Origin of the sequence: Streptomyces naganishii JCM 4654 (assembly GCF_014650575.1) — a bacterium.
Taxonomy (GTDB): Bacteria; Actinomycetota; Actinomycetes; order Streptomycetales; family Streptomycetaceae; genus Streptomyces; species Streptomyces naganishii.
The window spans coordinates 276,522-297,338 of record NZ_BMVF01000007.1 but is presented as its reverse complement, the minus strand read 5'-3'; the positions used below and the strand labels follow the sequence as shown (position 1 = coordinate 297,338).

Below are 20,817 nucleotides of genomic sequence, written 5' to 3'. Positions count from 1 at the left end.
TGAGGGGCTCGGGAGCGCTATCGCCTCCGGCGGCTTCGGTCGTAACGTGCAGCTCTCTTCGTCCGCTCCCGGCGCGAGCATCGAACCCCGACGAAAACCGCCGCGTCAATGGCTGTTTACCTTCGAAATCCGCACCGGACGGTCCGCGCCGCCGACATCACTTTCCTAGGCGATCACGACCACATGTTGCATTCGATACGCATGAGCGGGCTTTTACCTTGCTTTCCAAGGCTCACCTTCTCAACTACCTAAGCCATCCCTTTCATCCCGTCCACACGGCATTCGCAGGTGGGGGCGCAAAAAAATGTCAGGCCGTCCGGTATTCGGACGGCCTGACGAGGGCGTGCGGTGACGCTCAGTGGTTGCGGGGGAACCCGAGGTCGACGCCCGCGGGGGCCTCGGACGGGTCGGGCCAGCGCGAGGTGACCACCTTGCCGCGGGTGTAGAAGTGCGTGCCGTCGTTGCCGTAGATGTGGTGGTCGCCGAAGAGCGAGTCCTTCCAGCCGCCGAAGGAGTGGTAGCCCACCGGGACCGGGATCGGCACGTTGACGCCCACCATGCCGGCCTCCACCTCGAGCTGGAAGCGGCGGGCCGCGCCGCCGTCGCGGGTGAAGATCGCGGTGCCGTTGCCGAACGGCGAGGCGTTGATGAGGGCCACGCCCTCCTCGTAGGTGTCCACGCGCAGCACGCACATCACCGGGCCGAAGATCTCGTCCTGGTACGCCTTCGCGCTGGTCGGGACCTTGTCGAGCAGCGAGATGCCGATCCAGTGGCCGTCCTCGTGGCCCTCGACGGTGTGGCCGGTGCCGTCCAGGACGACCTCGCAGCCCTCGTCGGCCGCACCCTTCACATAGGAGGCGACCTTGTCGCGGTGGGCGGCGGTGATCAGCGGGCCCATCTCGGAGGACGGGTCGTTGCCGGGGCCGATCTTGATCTTCTCGGCGCGCTCGCGGATCTTCTCCACCAGCTCGTCGCCGATCGAGCCGACGGCGACCACGGCCGAGATGGCCATGCAGCGCTCGCCGGCCGAGCCGTACGCGGCCGAGACGGCGGCGTCGGCGGCGGCGTCCAGGTCGGCGTCCGGCAGGACCAGCATGTGGTTCTTGGCGCCGCCCAGGGCCTGCACCCGCTTGCCGTTGGCGGCGGCGGTGGTGTGGATGTAGCGGGCGATCGGGGTGGAGCCGACGAAGGACACGGCCTTGACGTCCGGGTGCTCCAGCAGCCGGTCCACGGCCACCTTGTCGCCGTGGACGACGTTGAAGACGCCGTCGGGCAGCCCGGCCTCGGCGAGCAGCTCGGCGATCCGCACGGACGCCGACGGGTCCTTCTCACTGGGCTTGAGCACGAAGGTGTTGCCGCAGGCGATGGCGATGGGGAACATCCACATCGGGACCATCGCCGGGAAGTTGAACGGCGTGATGCCGGCGACCACGCCGAGCGGCTGCCGGATCGAGGCCACGTCGACCCGGGTGGCGACCTGGGTGGACAGCTCGCCCTTCAGCTGTACGTTGATGCCGCACGCCAGGTCGACGATCTCCAGGCCGCGGGCCACCTCGCCGAGCGCGTCGGAGTGGACCTTGCCGTGCTCGGCGGTGATCAGCTCGGCGATCTCGTCGCGGTGGGCGTCGAGCAGCGCGCGGAACCTGAACAGGATCGAGGTCCGCTGGGCCAGCGAGGACTGGCCCCAGGTGGCGTAGGCGTCCTTGGCCGCGGCGACCGCCGCGTCCACCTCGTCGACGGAGGCGAACGCCACCTTCGTCGTGACCGCGCCGGTCGCCGGGTCGGTGACCGGCCCGTACGTCCCCGAGGCGCCTTCGACGGTCTTCCCGCCGATCCAGTGGTTGACGATCTTCGTCATGCCCGGTAACTCCTTCGCAGATGGCGGCGTCGGGTGGAGACGTTGCCGTTCGTACAGCTCATGTGCCCTGTCCGCGGACGTTGGGGTCGCGGCCCGGCCACGGATACATCCCACCAGGCCCCGGCTCCGCACGCGCCCGACACAGTGTCTGCGGTTTCGGTGTCCGCGTAGACACATGTGGGAATGTCCGCCGGCCGGCGCCCCGTGGGCCGGACGCGCGGGACGGGGGGACCTCCGGCGCGGGGCCGTAGCGGGCGGGGAGTCGACGCTCGCACTTCGCTCCTGCCAGGGCGAAGCGGCCTCCCGCGCCGGAGGCGATCGGTGGCCGGGCCGCGCACGGCACGTGGGTGCACGGTCCACCCAACCTGCCTTCGCGGCCCGGGATTTGGAGCTCTTCGTCCTCTGTGTCGTCCTGCGCCTGAACCGTACAGCCGCCGCAGGGCCGGGGCACGGTCCACCCGCGGTCGCCGCCGGTGAACGTGTGTGTGCCACCCGGCGCCGCGCGCGACATCGCTCCGTGCGCCATCGGCTTCCCTTCGCGTCGGCCCACCCCGGTTGTAGTGCCGGGCGGGGAGTCCTGTCAATGGTTTGTCCGGACATAAGGACGACTCGGGGGAAGTGTTCCCGCTCCCTTCTCTTCCCTGTGCCGCGGTTTCGTCACAACCGCGACATCCGTGTCACGCGTGTCGCAGATACGCGGGTTGCCGGTAACACCCGTTCGACAGGCGCTTGCCGATCCCGGGACGACCTCGTTCACCGGCCACAGGCTTATGGATCACCAGCGTCCACCCGGCTCCCCCGACGGCCTCCCGCGCCGCCGCCGCGGTGGGCGCGGGGAGGTGCACCACATGACCGACCGAAGGCTCTGGTCGTACAAGGAGATCGCGGCGCACATCCGGGTGCAGCCGGACACCGTGCGCTCCTACCGCAAACACGGTCTGCTGCCGCCACCAGACCGCGTGGAGAGCGGCAGGCCCTACTGGTACGCCGACACCGTGCGGGCCTGGGTGGCCTCCCGGCCCCGCAACCGCAACCGCGGAACCGACTGATCCCCCGGCCCCGCCGTGTCAGCTCCAGGGTTCGGCGACCGTGACCCCCGCCGCCGGGGCCGTGCCCATCGCCGCCAGCGCGTCCGGGACCGCCGCCAGCGGGATCGTCGAGGTCACCAGCAGATCGGGGCGCAGGACACCGGCGCGCACCAGTTCCAGCATCGGCGGGTAGGCGTGCGCGGCCATGCCGTGGCTGCCGAGGAGCTCGAGCTCCAGCGCGATGGCCCGGGCCATGGGCACGGGCGTCGTGCCGGCAGCGGAGGGCAGCAGGCCGACCTGGACATGGCGGCCCCGGCGGCGCAGCCCGTCGACGGAGGCGGCACAGGTGGTGGGCGAGCCCAGGGCGTCCAGCGAGAGATGGGCGCCGCCGCCGGTGAGCTCCCGGACCCGCTCCGCCGTGTCCGGCACCCCGGTCGCGTCCACGCACTCCGCCGCGCCGAACCGGCGGGCCAGCTCCAGCGCCCCGGGCGACACGTCCACCGCCACCACCCGGGCCCCCGAGGCCGCCGCGATCATCACCGCCGACAGCCCCACTCCCCCGCAGCCGTGAACGGCGACCCACTCCCCGGCGGCGACCCGGCCCTGCTGCACCACCGCGCGGAACGCCGTGGCGAACCGGCAGCCGAGCGAGGCCGCCGTCGCGAACGACATCTCCCGCGGTACGGCGACCAGGTTCACGTCGGCGTGGTCGAGCGCGACGTACTGGGCGAAGGAGCCCCAGTGGGTGAAGCCGGGCTGGGTCTGTCGCTCGCACACCTGCTGGTCGCCCACCGCGCAGGCGGGGCAGGTCCCGCAGGCGCAGACGAAGGGCACGGTCACCCGGTCGCCCGCCCGCCACCGGGTGACGCGCGGGCCCACCGCCTCCACCACGCCGGCCAGTTCGTGCCCGGGCACGTGCGGCAGGGTGATGTCCGGGTCGTGGCCCTGCCAGCCGTGCCAGTCGCTGCGGCACAGGCCGGTCGCCTCGACCCGCACCACCACCCCGTGCTCGGGGGGACGCGGGTCGGCGACCTCGCGCACCTCGGCGGGCTCCCCGTACCGCTCGAACACCACAGCCCGCATCCGCCGCCTCGCCTTCACCGGGAGATCGCCACCGCTTCCGCCGGAACGGTAATACGCGGCCGGCCAGGTCCTAGCGGCGGCTGGCGGCCCTGTCCCGCCCCCGGTCACCTTCCGCCGCCCCGGAGCCGGGGTCCTCGGTCGCCTCGCCGGGCCGCCCCCCGGCCGGGGCGGCGGACGCGGCCGCCGGCGGGACCGCGACCTGCGCTCCCGTGGGTGCCGGGCCGCCCTCGCTCAGTCCGAACCGGGCGTGGAAGCGGCGCAGCGGAGCGGGGGCCCACCAGGTCGCCCGGCCGGTCAGGCGCATGACGGCCGGGACCAGCAGACTGCGGACGATCATCGCGTCCATCAGCACCGCCAGCGCGATGCCGAGCCCCAGCATCTTGGTGTTGGTCACCCGCGAGGTGCCGATCGCGACCATCACCACCGCGAGGATCACCGCCGCGGCCGTGATCAGCCCTCCGGTGCGCTGCAACCCTTGCCGCACCGCCCGGCGGTGACGGTCCTCGCCCGTCTCCTCGTCGTCAAGGGCGCCCCCGCGGTCGTACTCCTCCTTGATGCGGGAGAGGAGGAACACGCCGTAGTCCATGGACAGGCCGAAGGCCACGCAGAACATCAGGACCGGCAGGGTCGTCTCGATGGAGCCGGGGCTGGTGAAGCCGAGCAGGCCGGAGAGGTGGCCGTCCTGGAAGACCCATACCACCGCGCCGAACATGGCCGTCAGACTGAGCGCGTTGAGCACCACGGCCTGGACGGGTATCACCACACTGCCGGTGAGCAGGAAGACCAGCAGCAGGGTCACGATCGCGATGAAGGCCGCCGCCCAGGGCAGTTCCTCCGCTATCGCGTGCTTGGAGTCGACCAGGACGGCCGCGGTGCCGGTCACCTTGGTGGCGAACGGGGCGCCGGTGGAGCGCAGTTCACCCACCAGGCGCTGGGCGGCGTCGTCCACGGCCTCGCCCCGGGGCTGCACGGTGAAGTACGCCGAGTCGCCCTTCACCAGCGGGCCGTCGACCCGCAGCGCCTCGGGCAGCGCGGCGATCCGCTCCTTGTACGCGGCGTACTGCGCCGGGGTCGCCCTGCCCTCGGCGAGGACCTCCAGGCCGCCGCCGGGGCTGCCGGGGAAGCCCTCGCGCAGGTGCTGCTGCACCACGTGGGACTCGGCCGTGGAGGGCAGCTGGCGGTCGTCGGCCGTGCCGAACCTCACGCCCAGGAACGGCAGTCCGAGCAGGACCAGGACGGCCGTGGTGCCCAGCGCGAAGAACGGGGCGCGCCGCATGACGAGGGTGGCCGTCCGGGCCCAGGCGCTTCCCTCAACGGTCCCCGCACCGGCCACGGCCTGCGTGCCCTCCGCGCCGTCCGCCACGGCCTGCGTGCCCTCCGCGCCGTCCGCCACGGCCTGCGCGCCCTCCGCGCCGTCCGCCGCGGTGGTCCGCGTCCGGTCGCCGCGGCGGAACAGGCGCCGCAGGTCCAGGGAGTTCACCCGGTGGCCGAGCAGGACCAGGGCCGCCGGCAGCAGGATCAGGGCCGCGGCCGCCGCGAGCAGCACGACCGCTATGCCCGCGTAGGCGAAGGACCGCAGGAAGTACTGCGGGAAGAGGAGCATCGCGGCCAGCGACACGGCGACCGTGAGGGCGGAGAAGAGGACGGTGCGGCCGGCGGTGCGCAGGGTCGTGCCGACGGCGGCCACCGGATCGGCGCCCGAGGACAGCTCCTCGCGGAAGCGGCGGACGATGAACAGCGCGTAGTCGATCGCCAGGCCGAGTCCGAGGGCCGTGGTGAGGTTGAGGGCGAACACGGAGACGTCGGTGAACTCCGTCAGCCCGCGCAGCACCGCGTTGGTGCCGAGGATCGCCACGATGCCGATGCCGAGCGGCAGCAGCGCGGCCACCGCGCTGCCGAATACCATGACCAGCAGCAGGAGGGTGATCGGCAGGGCGATCAGCTCCGCCCTGGTGAGGTCCTCCTTGATGATCGTCTGCATCTCGTGCCGCACGGCGACCGGGCCGCCGACCGTGACCTTCACCGGTCCGTGCACGCCCCGGAAGGCGGGAACGAGGCGGTCCAGGGTCCGGCCCATGGCCTTCTCGTCGCCCGTGAGGTGCGCGGCTATCAGCGCCTCGTGACCGTGCTTGGCACGCAGGGCGGGTGAGCGCGACTGCCAGTAGGAGCCGACGCCGGTAACGCCCTTCTCGGCCGCCAGGCGCGCGGTGAGCCGCCGGGCCTCGGCGGTGACGGCCGGGGCGTCCACCGCGGAGCCGCCGGAGTCGACCAGGAGCAGCAGGTTCGGCTGGGAGGCGGGGAACTCGCGCTCCAGGGCCTTCGTCGCGTAGGTCGATTCGGCGGCGGGGTCCTCCCAGCCGCCGCTGCCCAGCCGGTCGGCCACCCCGCTGCCCGCCAGCACCGCGAGCACGGTGAGGACGAGCGCCGTGAGCAGCGACAGCCGGGGCCGGGCGGTCACGAACCGCGTCCAGCCCCCGACACGCGCCCCCGCTCCCCCGCCGGACATCCCCGCCTGCCCGTCCCGACCCCTCCCCCGGCCACTGGCCGAGCCCCTCTCCCGGCCCCCGCCCCCGTCACTGCCCTTGTCCTCGCCCTCGCCGTCACCCGGCGGCACATCGACTCCGGTCATCGCACGGTGTCCCCTTCACCACGACCCTGCTCCCCACCCCACGCCCCGCACCCGGCACTCGCGCCAGGCACCCGGCACTCACGCACACGCACACGCACGACAGGCAGCATGGATCTGCTGTTGCCATAAACTGGCAAACACGAGCAGTCACTCGCGTTTCCCTAGAATGCGAGCGACCTCTCGTGTTTGTCAAACACCCGCGGAGGCTGGGGATAACTCGTGCCCGACAACACCGAGAAGCCCGTGAGATCTGGAACCGACACGGCGGCCGGCGAGCGCCCGCGCCGCCGTCAGGCGCGCGGTGAGCGCCGTATCGCACAGCTGCTCGCGGCCGCCGCCTCCGTCTTCTGCAGTGCGGGCTACACCGCCGCCAGCACCAACGCGATCGCCCGCGAGGCCGGTGTGTCACCCGGCACGCTCTACCAGTTCTTCCCGAACAAGGAGGCCATCGCGATCGAGCTCGGCGACCGTCTCGTGCACGAGATGCGCGAGACGTACGGCGAGGCGCTCGCACCAGTGGAGCCCGGCACCCCGCTGGAGGAGGCCGTCGCCGCCGCCGTCGACCGGTTCATCGACTTCAACTGCCGCCACCCGGTCTTCTTCGCACTGATGCACGGCCCCGACATCCCCGGCCGGATCGCCGAGGAACACGACGCCCTGCATGCGACGCTGCTGTCCCGGGTCGAGGTGCTGCTCGCCTGCTTCATGCCGGACACCCCGGCGGCCGACGTCTCCCGCACCGCCCAGGTGTGCCTCAGCGTCTACAAGGCGGCCCTGGAGGTGGTGCTCGGCCACGAGGGCGCCGAGCGCGAGGCGTACGTACGGGAGCTGAAGGACCTCCTCGTCCGCTACCTCACCCCGCTGACCGCGCCACGTGCGGGCGCTCCCGCCGGGGTTCCTTGGAGAAATACCCCCTAGGGGTATAGTGTGAACGGTGTGAGCCCCTCTGGGGCCACTCGGTCACACCAGTAACGACGAGGAGAAAGCCATGACCGCTCAGACCGGCACCCCGGGCACCGTCACCACCGTCTACAAGGTGAGCGGGATGAGCTGTGGGCACTGCGAGGGTTCCGTCTCCGCCGAGATCTCCGAGATCCCCGGCGTCAGCTCGGTCAAGGCCGTCGCCTCGACCGGAGAGGTCACCGTCGTCTCCGAGGCCCCGCTCGAGGACGAGGCCGTGCGCGCCGCCGTGGACGAGGCCGGCTTCGAGCTCGTCGGCCGCGCCTGACGACCTGACGCGCCTGGCGACCTGACCCGTCTGACGACCCGACCCGTCTGACGACCGGGCGAGCGGGCCCCGCATCACCCCCCACATCCCCCACTCCGAAACGTATCTCTCGACACCGGGCCGTATCGACCAGCTGATACTGGTTCTGTACGGCCCGGTCGGTCCACTGGAGTACGGACATGACCAGCAGCACCAGCACGAGCAGCGGCACAACCAGCAGCACCACCGCGACCGGCGAGCCCGGCGCGACCGGCGCGACCGGCGCGACCGGCGGCGAGTCGCCCGAGCTGTCCCGGGTCGAGCTGCTCATCGGCGGGATGACCTGCGCCTCCTGCGCGGCCCGCGTGGAGAAGAAGCTCAACCGGATCGACGGCGTGACCGCCACGGTGAACTTCGCGACGGAGAAGGCCCGGGTCGCCTACCCCCCGGGGGTACAGGTCGAGGACCTGATCGCGACCGTCGTGAAGACCGGCTACACGGCCGAGGAACCACCGCCCCCGCAGCCGGAGCCCCGGACGGCGGGCACGGCGGGCACGGCGGCGGACTCGCCGGACCGAGCCGGCCAGGCCGGCACACCCGCCGCCGACCCCGAGCTCAGCTCCCTGCGTCAGCGCCTGATCGTTTCCGCACTCCTCGCCGTGCCCGTCGTCCTGCTCTCGATGGTCCCGGTGCTGCAGTTCGACAACTGGCAGTGGCTGGCCCTCACTCTCACCGCGCCCGTCGTGGTCTGGGGCGCCCTGCCCTTCCACCGCGCCGCCCTGACCAACGCCCGGCACGGCGCCGCGACCATGGACACCCTGGTCTCGGTGGGCACGCTGGCCGCGTTCGGCTGGTCGCTGTGGGCGCTGTTCCTGGGTGACGCGGGCATGCCCGGCATGCACGACGAGTTCCGCCTCACCGTCTCCCGTATGAACGCGGCGTCCACGATCTATCTGGAGGTCGCCGCCGGAGTCGTCGCCTTCATCCTGCTCGGCCGCTATCTGGAGGCCCGCTCCAAGCGCAGCGCGGGCGCCGCGCTGCGGGCGCTGCTGGAGCTGGGCGCCAAGGACGTCTCCGTGCTGCGCGACGGCGGCGAGGTCCGCGTCCCGGTGGCCTCACTGGCGGCCGGCGACCGGTTCGTCGTACGCCCCGGGGAGAAGATCGCCACCGACGGCACGGTCGTGGAGGGCACCTCCGCGGTCGACGCCTCGATGCTGACGGGCGAGTCCGTCCCGGTGGACGTCGGCCCCGGCAGCCCGGTCACGGGCGCCACGGTCAACGCGGGCGGCCGGCTGGTCGTCGAGGCCACCCGGGTCGGCTCGGACACCCAGCTCGCCCGGATGGCGAAGCTGGTCGAGGACGCGCAGAACGGCAAGGCCCAGGTGCAGCGCCTGGCCGACCGCATCTCCGCCGTCTTCGTGCCCGTGGTCCTGCTGATAGCGCTGGGCACCCTGCTCACCTGGCTGCTGGCCGGCGGTGACGTCACCGCCTCCTTCACCGCGGCCGTCGCCGTACTGATCATCGCCTGCCCCTGCGCGCTGGGCCTGGCCACCCCGACCGCGCTGATGGTCGGCACCGGCCGCGGCGCGCAGCTCGGCATCCTCATCAAGGGCCCCGAGGTCCTGGAGTCCACGCGCCGCGTCGACACCGTCGTCCTGGACAAGACCGGCACCGTCACCACCGGCCGCATGACCCTCCAGGAGGTCTACGCAGCCGAGGGCACCGACGAGAAGCAGCTGCTGCGGATCGCGGGCGCCCTGGAGCACGCCTCCGAGCACCCGGTCGCCCGGGCGATCGCGGCCGGCGCCGAGGAACGGGTCGGCCCGCTGCCCGCCGCCGAGCACTTCGAGAACGTGCCGGGACGGGGCGTGCGGGGGCGCGTGGAGGGCCACGAGGTGAGCGTCGGGCGCCTCTTCGACGAGCTGCCCGAGGACGTGGCCCGCGCCCGCCGCGAGGCCGAGACCGGCGGTCGTACGGCCGTCGTGGTCGGCTGGGACGGCGTGGCACGGGGTGTCGTCGCGGTCGCGGACGCGGTCAAGGAGACCAGTGCCCAGGCCGTACGGGAGCTGCGGGCGCTGGGCCTGCGGCCGGTGCTGCTGACCGGGGACAACCGGACGGTGGCCGGGGCCGTGGCCGGCGAGGTCGGGATCGACTCCGCCGACGTGATCGCCGAGGTGCTGCCCGAGGACAAGGTCGACGCCGTACGGCGGCTGCAGGCCGAGGGGCGGACCGTGGCCATGGTCGGCGACGGCGTCAACGACGCGGCCGCCCTCGCCACCGCCGATCTGGGTCTGGCGATGGGCACGGGCACGGACGCGGCGATCGAGGCCGGCGACCTGACGCTGGTCCGCGGTGACCTGCGGGTGGCCGCGGACGCGATCCGGCTGTCCCGGCGCACCCTCGCCACCATCAAGGGCAACCTCGTGTGGGCCTTCGGCTACAACGTGGCGGCCCTGCCGCTGGCCGCCGCCGGACTGCTGAACCCGATGATCGCGGGCGCGGCGATGGCCTTCTCGTCGGTGTTCGTGGTGACCAACAGCCTCCGTCTGCGCACGTTCCGCTGAGCGCGGGCGGCGCGGCGGGGCCTGGGAAACGATCGAGACTGGAGTAAGAGTCCCTCTAGAGACGGGCGCGGGACTCACATAAGCTCTTCACAAGCCTCGCGCATCATCCTTACGCTTGGGTCCCAGTCGCCGTACCAGGGCTCTTGCGTGCCTATCGGACATATGCAAGAGACGCAGATCACAGTGATGTGAACGTAACCATCGAAGGGGTTCGAAGGTCTAAGTTGGCGATGTCAGGAAGCGTCTTGGGGGGCGCGGACTGACGTCTGGGGATGTCTTGGGGGACTTCCCCGGAGATGCGTTGCCGGGGCACGTACACCGGGAAGCTTTGAGCGGCCCTCCCGCGCGTGCGCTGTCCCGGCAGATCGCACAGCAGTACGCCAAGCAGTACGGCACGGCAGTACGGCGAAAGCTGTACGGCAGCACAGAGGCACGACGAGTTCTGCTCGTTGTGCTCACAGCGATTCAGGCGCTGGTGTTCCAGACGCCCGGCCGGATCCCGTGGGGGGAATCCGCACCGGGACATGGGAAGGCGCCCTGGTCGCCGGCCCGTGGGGGGACTGGCGGACCAGGGCGCCTTTCGCTTTTCCGGCCGGCACCGGGCGGCGCCGGCCGGACCACAAGGCCCCGCACCCGCGCGGGCTGCGCGGGACACGGGGCCCGAAGTACCCGAAGTGGGAGTGGGAAGGCTTGGCGCCTCCCGGATCAGCGCTCCTCGACCGGAACGAAGTCGCGCTCGACGACACCCGTGTAGATCTGGCGCGGGCGGCCGATGCGGGAGCCCGGCTCCTTGATCATCTCGTGCCACTGGGCGATCCAGCCCGGCAGCCGGCCGAGGGCGAACAGGACCGTGAACATCTCGGTCGGGAAGCCCATGGCCCGGTAGATCAGGCCGGTGTAGAAGTCGACGTTCGGGTAGAGCTTGCGCTCGACGAAGTAGTCGTCGGACAGCGCGTGCTCCTCCAGCTTCAGGGCGATGTCGAGGAGCTCGTCCTCCTTGCCCAGCGCGGAGAGCACGTCGTGCGCGGCGGCCTTGATGATCTTGGCGCGCGGGTCGAAGTTCTTGTAGACCCGGTGGCCGAAGCCCATCAGGCGGACGCCGTCCTCCTTGTTCTTCACCTTGCGGATGAAGGTGTCGACGTCGTTGCCGGAGTCGCGGATGCCCTCCAGCATCTCCAGCACCGACTGGTTGGCGCCGCCGTGCAGCGGGCCCCAGAGCGCGTTGATGCCCGCGGAGATCGAGGCGAACATGTTGGCCTGCGAGGAGCCGACCAGGCGGACCGTGGAGGTCGAGCAGTTCTGCTCGTGGTCGGCGTGCAGGATGAGCAGCTTGTCCAGCGCGGAGACCACGACCGGGTCCAGGTCGTACTCCTGCGCGGGGACCGAGAAGGTCATGCGCAGGAAGTTCTCCACGTAACCGAGGTCGTTGCGCGGGTAGACGAACGGGTGACCGATCGACTTCTTGTACGCGTACGCCGCGATCGTGGGGAGCTTGGCGAGCAGGCGGATGGTGGAGAGGTTGCGCTGCTTCTCGTCGAACGGGTTGTGGCTGTCCTGGTAGAAGGTCGACAGCGCCGAGACGACCGACGAGAGCATCGCCATCGGGTGGGCGTCGCGCGGGAAGCCCTTGTAGAAGTTCTTGACGTCCTCGTGCAGCAGGGTGTGCTGCGTGACCTCGTTCTTGAAGGTGGTGAGCTCGTCGATGGTCGGCAGCTCACCGTTGATCAGCAGGTAGGCCACCTCCAGGAAGGTGGAGCGCTCGGCCAGCTGCTCGATGGGGTAGCCGCGGTACCGGAGAATGCCCTGCTCGCCGTCGAGATAGGTGACGGCGGATTTGTAGGCGGCGGTGTTGCCGTAGCCGCTGTCCAGAGTCACCAGACCGGTCTGGGCGCGGAGCTTCCCGATGTCGAAGCCCTTGTCGCCGACGGTGCTGTCGATCACCGGGTAGGTGTACTCGCTGCCGTCGTACCGCAGTACTACAGAGTTGTCGCTCACGTCTTCCCTCACCGACGTAGTGCCTCATCTTCGAGGTGCCCTGACTGTCTCTACCATCCCCCATTTGGCTCAGGAGAGTGCACTCGGGGTCGACCATTGGGCCTATTGGCGGCACTCAGTGCCGTCAACCTGCTCATCCTGCCCGCTCGGTCCGGCCACGGGAAGTGCTCTGTGACCTTTACGACTCGTTTGATCGATCATTTTTTGTGACGCGGGGTCAGAAACCTCTCGCGGGCGCCGCGAGCGGCCGGTTCCGGCCCCGGGAGCGGCGGCTTTCAGCCGCCCGCGAGGCGGAAGTCCAGCGCCGTGCAGCGCCGGCCGGCCGACACGGTGCGCACCGCCTGGCCGATCGCCCTGCGCGAGCCGACGAGGACGACCAGTTTCTTGGCCCTGGTCACCGCCGTGTAGAGCAGATTCCGCTGGAGCATCATCCAGGCTCCCGTGGTGACCGGGATCACCACGGCCGGATATTCACTTCCCTGGGAGCGGTGGATGGTCACCGCGTACGCGTGTGCCAGTTCGTCCAGTTCGTCGAATTCGTACGGAACCTCCTCGTCCTCGTCCGTCAGCACCGTCAGGCGCTGGTCGACCGGGTCGAGCGAGGTGACCACGCCCACGGTGCCGTTGAAGACACCGTTCCTCCCCTTCTCGTAATTGTTGCGAATCTGGGTGACCTTGTCTCCGACGCGGAAGACCCGGCCGCCGAACCGCTTCTCGGGAAGGTCCGGGCGGGCCGGGGTGACCGCCTGCTGGAGCAGGCCGTTGAGCGTGCCGGCGCCGGCCGGGCCGCGGTGCATGGGCGCGAGCACCTGCACGTCCCTGCGCGGGTCGAGGCCGAAGCGGGCCGGGATCCGGCGTGCCGCCACGTCCACGGTGAGCCGGCCCGCCTCCTCGGTGTCGTCCTCGACGAAGAGGAAGAAGTCCTTCATCCCTTCGGTGACCGGGTGCTGCCCGGCGTTGATCCGGTGGGCGTTGGTGACCACGCCCGACTGCTGGGCCTGGCGGAACACGCGCGTCAGGCGCACCGCCGGGACGGGGCTGCCCTCGGCCAGCAGGTCGCGCAGCACCTCGCCGGCGCCGACACTGGGCAGCTGGTCCACGTCCCCCACGAAGAGCAGGTGGGCGCCCGGGGGCACGGCCTTGACCAGCTTGTTCGCCAGCAGCAGGTCCAGCATCGAGGCCTCGTCGACGACGACCAGGTCGGCGTCGAGGGGGCGGTCCTTGTCGTACGCCGCGTCGCCGCCGGGCTTCAGCTCCAGCAGGCGGTGGACGGTGGAGGCCTCGGCGCCGGTCAGCTCGGCGAGGCGCTTGGCGGCCCGCCCGGTGGGCGCGGCGAGGACGACCTTGGCCTGCTTGGCCCGCGCGAGCTCCACGATCGAGCGCACGGTGAAGGACTTGCCGCAGCCGGGGCCGCCGGTGAGGACGGCGACCTTCTCGGTGAGCGCGAGGCGTACGGCCGCCTCCTGCTCGGGGGCGAGGTCGGCGCCCGTGCGCCCCTTGAGCCAGCCGAGCGCCTTGTCCCAGGCCACGTCCTGGAAGGCGGGCATACGGTCCTGCCCGGTGCGCAGCAGGCGGAGCAGCTGGCCGGAGAGGGCCAGCTCGGCGCGGTGGAAAGGCACCAGGTACACGGCGGTGACGGGCTCGGCCTCGCCGTCCGGACCGGGGACCTTCTCCCGTACGACCCCGGGGTCCTCGCCCTCCTCCGCGGGCCGGGCCAGCTCGCCGAGGCACTCGATGACGAGACCGGTGTCGACCTGGAGGAGCTTGACGGCGTCGGCGATGAGGCGTTCCTCGGGCAGGTAGCAGTGCCCCTGGTCGGTGGCCTGGGACAGGGCGTACTGGAGGCCGGCCTTGACGCGCTCCGGGCTGTCGTGCGGTATCCCGACGGACTGGGCGATCTTGTCGGCGGTGAGGAAACCGATGCCCCATACGTCGGCGGCGAGCCGGTAGGGCTGGTTCTTGACGACGGAGATGGAGGCGTCCCCGTACTTCTTGTAGATGCGGACCGCGATGGAGGTGGAGACCTCCACGGTCTGGAGGAAGAGCATGACCTCCTTGATCGCCTTCTGTTCCTCCCAGGCGTCGGCGATCTTCTTGGTGCGCTTGGGGCCGAGGCCGGGGACCTCGATGAGCCGCTTGGGCTCCTCCTCGATGATCCGCAGGGTGTCCACGCCGAAGTGCTGGGTGATCCGGTCGGCGAAGACGGGTCCGATGCCCTTGACGAGGCCGGAGCCGAGGTAGCGGCGGATGCCCTGGACGGTGGCCGGGAGGACGGTGGTGTAGTTCTCGACGTGGAACTGCTTGCCGTACTGGGGGTGCGACCCCCAGCGGCCCTCCATGCGCAGCGACTCGCCGACCTGCGCCCCGAGCAGCGCGCCGACCACGGTGAGCAGGTCACCGGCGCCTCTGCCGGTGTCGACGCGGGCGACCGTGTACCCGTTCTCCTCGTTGGCGTACGTGATGCGCTCCAGGACGCCTTCGAGCACGGCGAGCCGCCGCTCACCGGTCGCGTTCCCCGCCAGGTTGGACATGCCCCGACGGTACCGGCCGGGTATGACACCGAGTGGCGGGGTCGCCGGGCGGTCAGCGCGGGGGGCGCGCCTTGAAGGCGCCTATGAAGGCGGCGAAGGCGGGGGCGGGGAAGGTGAGGACGGCCCGGGCGGGGGCCTTGGAGTCGCGAACGGCTATGAGGGTGGGGGTGGGAGCAACCTCGACACACTCGTTGCCGTCGCCCGGGCCCGAGTAGGACGACTTCCGCCAGTTGTCCATGGGTACCTACAGCTCCTTCGCCAGGCTGCGGATGAGGTCACGCGACGGTCCGGCGTCGAGTGACGCGGCCTCCACCTTACGAAAACTCGTTCGGTAGGTGTTGAGCTGAGCCTCGGAATCGATGAAGGCCGAGCCGTGCAGCGCGTCGCGGACCACGGTGTCCAGCCTGGGCATCGGACCGCCCACGTACGTCATCGTGCTGGCGGCTCGAGCGAAACCGTCCAGATCGAAGGGGATGACACGCACGGTGATGTGGTCGGCCTCGGAGAGTTCGAGCAGGCGGGCGAGTTGGGCCCTCGATGTGGCACGGTCGCCGACCCTGATGCGCAGTGCCGCCTCGTGGATCACCGCTTCGTAGGGGATGGTGAACTCCTGCCGGGCCTTACGGTGCTCGATGCGCAACTCAAGCTCCTCTGCTGTCAGTTCCGGCAGCCTGGAGGAGAAGACGGCGCGCGAGTACTCCTCGGTCTGGAGCAGACCCGGTACGTACAGGATGGCCACGTGACGGAGGGACCGGGCGTGGTGCTCCAGTTCCGACAGGTCCAGGAACGATGTGGGCAGCAAGCCCCGATACTCCTCCCACCAGCCGCGCGTTCGGTCGGTGGCCATCGTGACCAGGGCGTCGATGAACTCCTCGTCCGTACAGGAGTAGTGGGACGCGAGCCGGCGCAGCCGCTGCTCGCTCACTCCCGTGAGTCCGTATTCGATGTGGTTGATCTGAACCCGGTTGGCGCCCAGCAGCGCTGCGGCCTCGATGGCGGTGAGGCCCGCCGCCTCGCGCAGCCTGCGCAACTCCGTCCCCAGACGCACCTGGCGTGCGGTCGGTTCGCGCCTCTGGACCATCGACCACTCCTCGTTCTCAACGCGCCAGCGCCCGCACCTCGTTCGGGGTCAGGTTACGCGATCGGCTTGCCTTGGCTTACATGCAACCCCTACCGTCAGTCACGCGACGCACACGCTGCGAGAACGCCGGGATCCCGGAAGCGCACCACTCCGTCCTGCCATGACGGCTGCGGCAATGCCACCGCCCGCCCACCGCAGATCCTCTCCGAAACCCCGCCTCGAACCGGAGCTGACGCATGCCCGTGGACTCCTCAGAGCCCTGGGAGTACTCCCTCCACATCCCGAACGACCCGCGCGCCGTCACCGTCTGCCGCCGCACCCTCCGCCTGATCCTCGTCCTGCACGGCCTGATCGGCCTGGCCGACACCGCGGAACTGCTCGCGGCCGAGCTGGTGAGCAACGCCGTACGGCACACCAAAGGCCCCGCGGCCCTCCGCGTCCGCTGGTACGGCGGCACCCTCCAGCTCGGCGCGTGGGACACCGATCCCGAACCCCCCGTGCCGCCGCAGTCGTTGGCCGAACTCGACGACGACGCGGAGGACGGCCGCGGCCTGGCACTGGTCCGCGCCTGCGCCGACCTGTGGGGCTGGCAACCACTCTCCGGACACGGCAAACACGGCAAGTACGTGTGGTGCGAACTCGCGGCGGCCTAGCTCGTTGATCACCGGAATCCCCGGGCTGGCACTCCGTGACGGTACGTCCGCTCGTCCTCGGGCGCGGGCCGCAGGCACCGGCCATACTGGAGTCCCTGGCCACCGCACTGCGGACCATCGACCCCGACAACGCCTGGCAGACGCCCGAGCGAAGCAGATGTGGAGGGATCTGATGACGGCGATCCAGTACTTCTGGCGGCACCCGCTCGCCGAGCAGGTGCGTGAGGAAGGGCGTGAACAGGGCCTGGTGCAAGGTCGGGCCGAGGCCAAGGCCGAGATGGTTCTGCGGATCCTGGAAGGGCGTGGCATCCCGGTCTCCGACGACGTCCGCGAACGGGTCGAGGCGTGCACCGATCCCGACCAGTTGGAGCGCTGGGCCCAGCAGGCCGTGCGGGCCTCGGATGCGCGGGAGCTGTTCGGCCAGGAATAGCGAGTGGTCGCCCTCCGCCACCCGCCCGCCGCTCCCTTGAACACCGCGAGGAGACAGTTCCCATGGACGAGTACGGCCACGAGTACGACCTGTTGGTCGTGGGGTCGGCCAATGTCGATCTCGTGGTGGGGGTGGAGCGGCGGCCGGGAGCCGGGGAGACCGTGCTGGGGTCCGACCTCGCCGTGCATCCCGGCGGTAAGGGCGCCAATCAGGCCGTCGCGGCCGCGCGGCTCGGGGCCCGTACGGCCCTGCTGGCGCGGGTCGGTGACGACGCGTACGGCCGGCTGCTGCTCGACTCGCAGCGGGCGGCCGGGGTCGACACGGCGGGCGTGCTGGTCGGCGGGGCGCCGACCGGGGTCGCGCTGATCACCGTGGACCCGTCCGGGGACAACAGCATCGTCGTCTCGCCGGGCGCCAACGGCCGGCTCACCCCCGAGGACGTACGGGCGTCGGCAGCGCTCGTGCGGGCGTCGCGGGTGGTGTCCGCGCAGTTGGAGGTCCCGCTGGAGACCGTCGTGGAGACGGTACGTCACCTGCCGGCGGGCGGGCGCTTCGTCCTCAATCCCTCGCCTCCGCAGCCCCTCCCCCGCGAACTGCTCCAAGCCTGCGACCCGCTGATCGTCAACGAGCACGAGGCCCACGTGATCCTCGGCGGTGCGGGGGGCGGCACCGGCGGTGCGGACCCCGGGGAGTGGGCGCGGGGCCTGATCGCTCTCGGCCCCCGGTCGGTGGTCGTGACCCTCGGGGCCGAGGGGGCGCTGGTGGCCTCGGGCGACAAGGTCGACCGGGTGCCGTCGGTCAAGGTCGACGCCGTGGACACCACCGGGGCGGGCGACGCGTTCACCGCCGCCCTGGCCTGGCGGCTCGGCACGGGCGTCCCCCTGGCGGACGCCGCCGCCTACGCCGCCCGCGTGGGAGCCGTGGCGGTCACGAGACGGGGCGCGCAGGACTCGTTCCCCACGGCGGCCGAGGTCGACGCGTTGTGAGGCGTACAGGGAAGGAAGCCGAGAGGGCCCGGTCCGTGGACCGGGCCCTCTCGGTTTCCCCTCCCCGTGCCGGAACCCCCGGCTGGACCCTCCCCGCAACGTACCGACAGGTGTGTCGATAACATCGGATAAGATGCCGACGTTCGCGTCGTCAAGTTCAAGCAAAGACGGCGACGTGTCCGGCCTGTCGTGTCCTCGTCTCCTTCGTCGCTCGGAGAGCTCCGTGTTCCTTGCCCTACGCGATCTGCGCTTCGCCCGCGGTCGCTTCGCCCTGATGGGCGCGGTGGTCGCGCTCATCGCCGTGCTCGGTGTCCTCCTGTCCGGGCTCGCCTCCGGTCTGGCGGACGCCGGCATATCCGGCCTGCGTGCGCTGCCCGTGACCCACATGGCCTTCGACGAGAAGGCGACCAGCGAGCAGTTCTCCCGTTCGACCGTGGAGCAGGAGGACTGGCAGGCATGGTCCAGGGCCCCGGGAGTGGAGCGGGCGGAGCCGTTCGGCAACACCCTGGCCAATGCCCAGGTGACCCAGGGAGCCAAGAAGGGCGAGCAGGTCAACCTCGCCGTCTTCGGCATGGCGCCGGACTCCTCCCTGGCGCCCCGTCCCAGCAAGGGCGACGGCCTGGAGGAGGGCAGTGCGGGCATCGTGATCACCCGGGAGATCGCCGACCTCGGGGTGAGGATCGGTGATGTGCTGACCGCGGACCGGAGCGGGGTGCGGCTGAAGGTCGTGGGACTGGTCGACGAGACCGTCTCCTACGGCCACATCGGCGTCGTCTACGCGAACCTCGATACCTGGCGGCATCTGCACTACGGCCTGCCCGGCGACCTGCCCGAGGCCGCGAGCCGGCAGGCCACCGCCGTCGCCCTGACCCTGAAGCCGGGCGCCGACATCGCCGCGGTGGAAAAGGCGACCGGCACGCGCGCCGAGACCAAGGAGGCCACGTTCGACGCGTCCCCCGGCTACGAGGCCGAGTCGAGCACCATGGCCCTGATCAAGGGATTCCTGTACGTCATCTCCGCCCTGGTCGTCGGCGCGTTCTTCACCGTCTGGACCGTCCAGCGCAGGCCCGAGATCGCCCTGATGAAGGCGCTGGGCGCCCCCACCGGGTACATCCTGCGCGACGCGCTCGCCCAGGTCGTCGCCGTGCTCGCGGGAGCCACGGCCCTGGGCACCGCCGTCGGCCTGGCCCTGGGCAGCGCGATGATCGGCAAGGCCCCCTTCTCCCTCTCCGCCCCGGCCATCGCCACCTCCTCCGGCCTCCTCATCGTCCTCGGGACCGTGGGCGCCGTCGTCGCCGTCCGCCGCATCACCTCCGTCGACCCCCTGACCGCTCTGGGAGCCACCCGATGACCACACCCGCCACCGACCACCAGGCCGCCGCGGACCCCGCGGGCTCCGGTGGGCTGCGCCTGGACGACATCACCCTCACCCTCGGCGACGGCGACACCGCCGTCACCGCCCTCGACCACGTCGGCCTGACCGTCGCCCCCGGTGAGTTCGTCGCCGTCGTCGGCCCCTCCGGATCCGGCAAGTCCAGCCTCCTCGCCGTCGCCGGCGGCCTCCAACGGCCCACCTCGGGCACCGTGCGCATCGCCGGCACCGAGCTGACCGCGCTGTCGGACAAGGAACGCACCGCCGCCCGCCTTCACCACATAGGCTTCGTCTTCCAGCAGTCGAACCTGCTGGCCTCCCTCACCGTGAGGGAACAGCTCCTGCTGCCCCTGCACATCGACGGCCGCCTCGACGCCACCGCACGGGCCCGCGCGGACGAACTCATCGAAGCGGTCGGACTGACCCACCGCGCCGGCTCCCGTCCGCACCAGCTGTCGGGCGGCGAGCGCCAGCGCGCGGGCCTGGCCCGCGCCCTGATGACCTCCCCCGCCGTCCTGCTGGTGGACGAACCCACCTCGGCACTGGACCGGGTACGGTCCGCCGAGGCGGTACGGCTGATCGCCGAACAGACCCACGAGCGCGGAACGGCCACGGTCATGGTCACCCACGACACGGCGATAATGGACGCTGCCGACCGGGTCCACGAGATGGTCGACGGCCGCCTGTCCTGACGGGGGCCGCCGACCCGCACCGCGTCCCCGGCCCTGTCCACCCCTCCAGGAGCCCGCCCCGCATGCCGAAGATCAACGCCTCCACCGTCGCCGAGCACCGTGCCCAGCAACGCGAGGCGCTGATCGGGGCGGCGATCGACATCCTGGTCAACGAGGGCGCCGCCGCCGTCACACCGGCGGCGGTCGGCGCCCGCGCGGGCCTGGCCCGCTCCAGCGTGTACCAGTACTTCGACTCCTCGGCGGCCCTCCTGGCCACCATCACCGAGGAAGCCTTCCGGCGCTCCAACGAGGCACTCACCCGCGCCATGGCCACCGCGAACGGCCCAGTGGAACGCGTCGAGGCGTTCTTCGCGGAAAGCCTCCGCCTGGCAGCCGAAGGCGCGCACCGGCCCGCCGTCGCCCTCATGAACGCCGGCCTTCCTCCGGCCTGCCGGCAGCGGCTGACGGAACTCCACCTGGATCAGGTCGAACCGTTCCGCGCCGCCGTCCGGGAACTCGGCGCTCCCGAGCCCGCGCTCACGGCCGACCTGATCGCCGGAATGCTGCACACCGCCTTGACCGCCGTCGAGAACGGCACCCCCCTCGACACGGTCACACAGCGCACCCTCGCACTCGTGCGCCGCTGCCTCACCCCGGCCGGCGGCACCGCCCGCGCACCGGAGGAAGGGGCCTGAAGCCCCCGCACAGCCGATGTGCCTCGGCCGACCG

16 protein-coding genes and 1 pseudogene are annotated in these 20,817 nt (G+C 71.3%); 10 read left to right on the top strand and 7 right to left on the bottom strand.

Annotated features, from left to right (window positions below; genetic code table 11):
* Positions 1–355 precede the first annotated feature (355 nt).
* Positions 356–1,858 carry a CoA-acylating methylmalonate-semialdehyde dehydrogenase gene (mmsA, locus tag IE217_RS15555; protein WP_190178442.1) on the bottom strand — a complete coding sequence of 501 codons (1,503 nt, stop codon included), beginning with the start codon at positions 1,856–1,858 and terminating at the stop codon, positions 356–358.
* 848 nt (positions 1,859–2,706) lie between these two features.
* On the opposite strand from mmsA, the gene IE217_RS15550 reads away from it, so the two are divergent.
* Positions 2,707–2,907 (top strand): helix-turn-helix transcriptional regulator, encoded by a 201-nt coding sequence (locus IE217_RS15550; protein WP_190178441.1) that lies wholly within the window; start codon positions 2,707–2,709, stop codon positions 2,905–2,907.
* A gap of 18 nt (positions 2,908–2,925) precedes the next feature.
* On the opposite strand, the gene IE217_RS15545 is transcribed toward IE217_RS15550, so the two are convergent.
* Entirely contained in the window at positions 2,926–3,969 is a 1,044-nt protein-coding gene (locus tag IE217_RS15545) for a zinc-dependent alcohol dehydrogenase family protein (RefSeq protein ID WP_190178440.1), read from the bottom strand.
* Positions 3,970–4,039: 70 nt separating this feature from the next.
* Positions 4,040–6,475 carry an MMPL family transporter gene (locus IE217_RS15540; RefSeq protein WP_190178579.1) on the bottom strand — a complete coding sequence of 812 codons (2,436 nt, stop codon included), beginning with the start codon at positions 6,473–6,475 and terminating at the stop codon, positions 4,040–4,042.
* A gap of 366 nt (positions 6,476–6,841) precedes the next feature.
* Here IE217_RS15540 and IE217_RS15535 point away from each other — a divergent pair, with 366 nt between their 5' ends.
* The 3 genes from IE217_RS15535 to IE217_RS15525 all read left to right on the top strand — a co-directional run bounded on the left by IE217_RS15535 (position 6,842) and on the right by IE217_RS15525 (position 10,369).
* Positions 6,842–7,516: a TetR/AcrR family transcriptional regulator gene (locus IE217_RS15535; protein ID WP_229865313.1), complete on the top strand. Its 675-nt coding sequence runs from the start codon at positions 6,842–6,844 to the stop codon at positions 7,514–7,516.
* A 70-nt stretch (positions 7,517–7,586) separates the two neighbouring features.
* A complete protein-coding gene (locus IE217_RS15530) occupies positions 7,587–7,826 on the top strand; it encodes a heavy-metal-associated domain-containing protein (protein ID WP_190178438.1) in 240 nt (79 codons plus the stop codon).
* A gap of 179 nt (positions 7,827–8,005) precedes the next feature.
* Positions 8,006–10,369 (top strand): heavy metal translocating P-type ATPase, encoded by a 2,364-nt coding sequence (locus IE217_RS15525; RefSeq protein WP_229865311.1) that lies wholly within the window; start codon positions 8,006–8,008, stop codon positions 10,367–10,369.
* A gap of 705 nt (positions 10,370–11,074) precedes the next feature.
* Here IE217_RS15525 and IE217_RS15520 read toward each other — a convergent pair.
* From IE217_RS15520 to IE217_RS15505, 4 genes are all read right to left on the bottom strand, one after another.
* Entirely contained in the window at positions 11,075–12,364 is a 1,290-nt protein-coding gene (locus IE217_RS15520; protein ID WP_190178437.1) for a citrate synthase, read from the bottom strand.
* Between the two features lie 275 nt (positions 12,365–12,639).
* Positions 12,640–14,895, bottom strand: a complete 2,256-nt coding sequence (gene recD2, locus IE217_RS15515) for an SF1B family DNA helicase RecD2 (RefSeq protein WP_190178436.1) — start codon at positions 14,893–14,895, stop codon at positions 12,640–12,642.
* A 52-nt stretch (positions 14,896–14,947) separates the two neighbouring features.
* The gene (locus tag IE217_RS15510; protein ID WP_190178435.1) at positions 14,948–15,133 is read right to left on the bottom strand and encodes a DUF397 domain-containing protein; all 186 of its coding nucleotides are present in this window, start codon (positions 15,131–15,133) and stop codon (positions 14,948–14,950) included.
* 6 nt (positions 15,134–15,139) lie between these two features.
* Positions 15,140–15,976 (bottom strand): helix-turn-helix domain-containing protein, encoded by an 837-nt coding sequence (locus IE217_RS15505; RefSeq protein WP_190178434.1) that lies wholly within the window; start codon positions 15,974–15,976, stop codon positions 15,140–15,142.
* 242 nt (positions 15,977–16,218) lie between these two features.
* Here IE217_RS15505 and IE217_RS15500 point away from each other — a divergent pair, with 242 nt between their 5' ends.
* The 6 genes and pseudogenes from IE217_RS15500 (at position 16,219) to IE217_RS15470 (ending at position 20,783) form a co-directional block, all read left to right on the top strand.
* Positions 16,219–16,629: an ATP-binding protein gene (locus tag IE217_RS15500; RefSeq protein WP_190178577.1), complete on the top strand. Its 411-nt coding sequence runs from the start codon at positions 16,219–16,221 to the stop codon at positions 16,627–16,629.
* Between the two features lie 23 nt (positions 16,630–16,652).
* A pseudogene (locus IE217_RS35395) lies at positions 16,653–17,059 on the top strand (hypothetical protein); the annotation flags it as partial.
* Positions 17,060–17,121: 62 nt separating this feature from the next.
* Positions 17,122–18,045: a ribokinase gene (locus IE217_RS15485; protein WP_190178431.1), complete on the top strand. Its 924-nt coding sequence runs from the start codon at positions 17,122–17,124 to the stop codon at positions 18,043–18,045.
* 223 nt (positions 18,046–18,268) lie between these two features.
* Positions 18,269–19,396, top strand: coding sequence for an ABC transporter permease (locus IE217_RS15480; RefSeq protein WP_190178430.1), 1,128 nt, complete (start codon positions 18,269–18,271; stop codon positions 19,394–19,396).
* Positions 19,393–20,109 carry an ABC transporter ATP-binding protein gene (locus IE217_RS15475; protein WP_190178429.1) on the top strand — a complete coding sequence of 239 codons (717 nt, stop codon included), beginning with the start codon at positions 19,393–19,395 and terminating at the stop codon, positions 20,107–20,109. The genes IE217_RS15480 and IE217_RS15475 overlap by 4 nt, the downstream gene beginning before the upstream one ends.
* Positions 20,110–20,171: 62 nt before the next feature.
* Complete coding sequence (locus tag IE217_RS15470; RefSeq protein ID WP_190178428.1) at positions 20,172–20,783, top strand: TetR/AcrR family transcriptional regulator; 612 nt, start codon at positions 20,172–20,174, stop codon at positions 20,781–20,783.
* Positions 20,784–20,817: the final 34 nt, after the last annotated feature.

Bases quoted from the DNA above. Each gene is read 5' to 3' on its own strand.
- IE217_RS15470 (WP_190178428.1), top strand. From the start codon at position 20,172: ATGCCGAAGATCAACGCCTCCACCGTCGCCGAGCACCGTGCCCAGCAA.
- IE217_RS15505 (WP_190178434.1), bottom strand. From the start codon at position 15,976: ATGGTCCAGAGGCGCGAACCGACCGCACGCCAGGTGCGTCTGGGGACG.
- IE217_RS15510 (WP_190178435.1), bottom strand. From the start codon at position 15,133: ATGGACAACTGGCGGAAGTCGTCCTACTCGGGCCCGGGCGACGGCAAC.
- IE217_RS15540 (WP_190178579.1), bottom strand. From the start codon at position 6,475: ATGTCCGGCGGGGGAGCGGGGGCGCGTGTCGGGGGCTGGACGCGGTTC.
- IE217_RS15545 (WP_190178440.1), bottom strand. From the start codon at position 3,969: ATGCGGGCTGTGGTGTTCGAGCGGTACGGGGAGCCCGCCGAGGTGCGC.
- recD2 (WP_190178436.1), bottom strand. From the start codon at position 14,895: ATGTCCAACCTGGCGGGGAACGCGACCGGTGAGCGGCGGCTCGCCGTG.
- IE217_RS15550 (WP_190178441.1), top strand. From the start codon at position 2,707: ATGACCGACCGAAGGCTCTGGTCGTACAAGGAGATCGCGGCGCACATC.
- mmsA (WP_190178442.1), bottom strand. From the start codon at position 1,858: ATGACGAAGATCGTCAACCACTGGATCGGCGGGAAGACCGTCGAAGGC.
- IE217_RS15530 (WP_190178438.1), top strand. From the start codon at position 7,587: ATGACCGCTCAGACCGGCACCCCGGGCACCGTCACCACCGTCTACAAG.
- IE217_RS15475 (WP_190178429.1), top strand. From the start codon at position 19,393: ATGACCACACCCGCCACCGACCACCAGGCCGCCGCGGACCCCGCGGGC.
- IE217_RS15525 (WP_229865311.1), top strand. From the start codon at position 8,006: ATGACCAGCAGCACCAGCACGAGCAGCGGCACAACCAGCAGCACCACC.
- IE217_RS15485 (WP_190178431.1), top strand. From the start codon at position 17,122: ATGGACGAGTACGGCCACGAGTACGACCTGTTGGTCGTGGGGTCGGCC.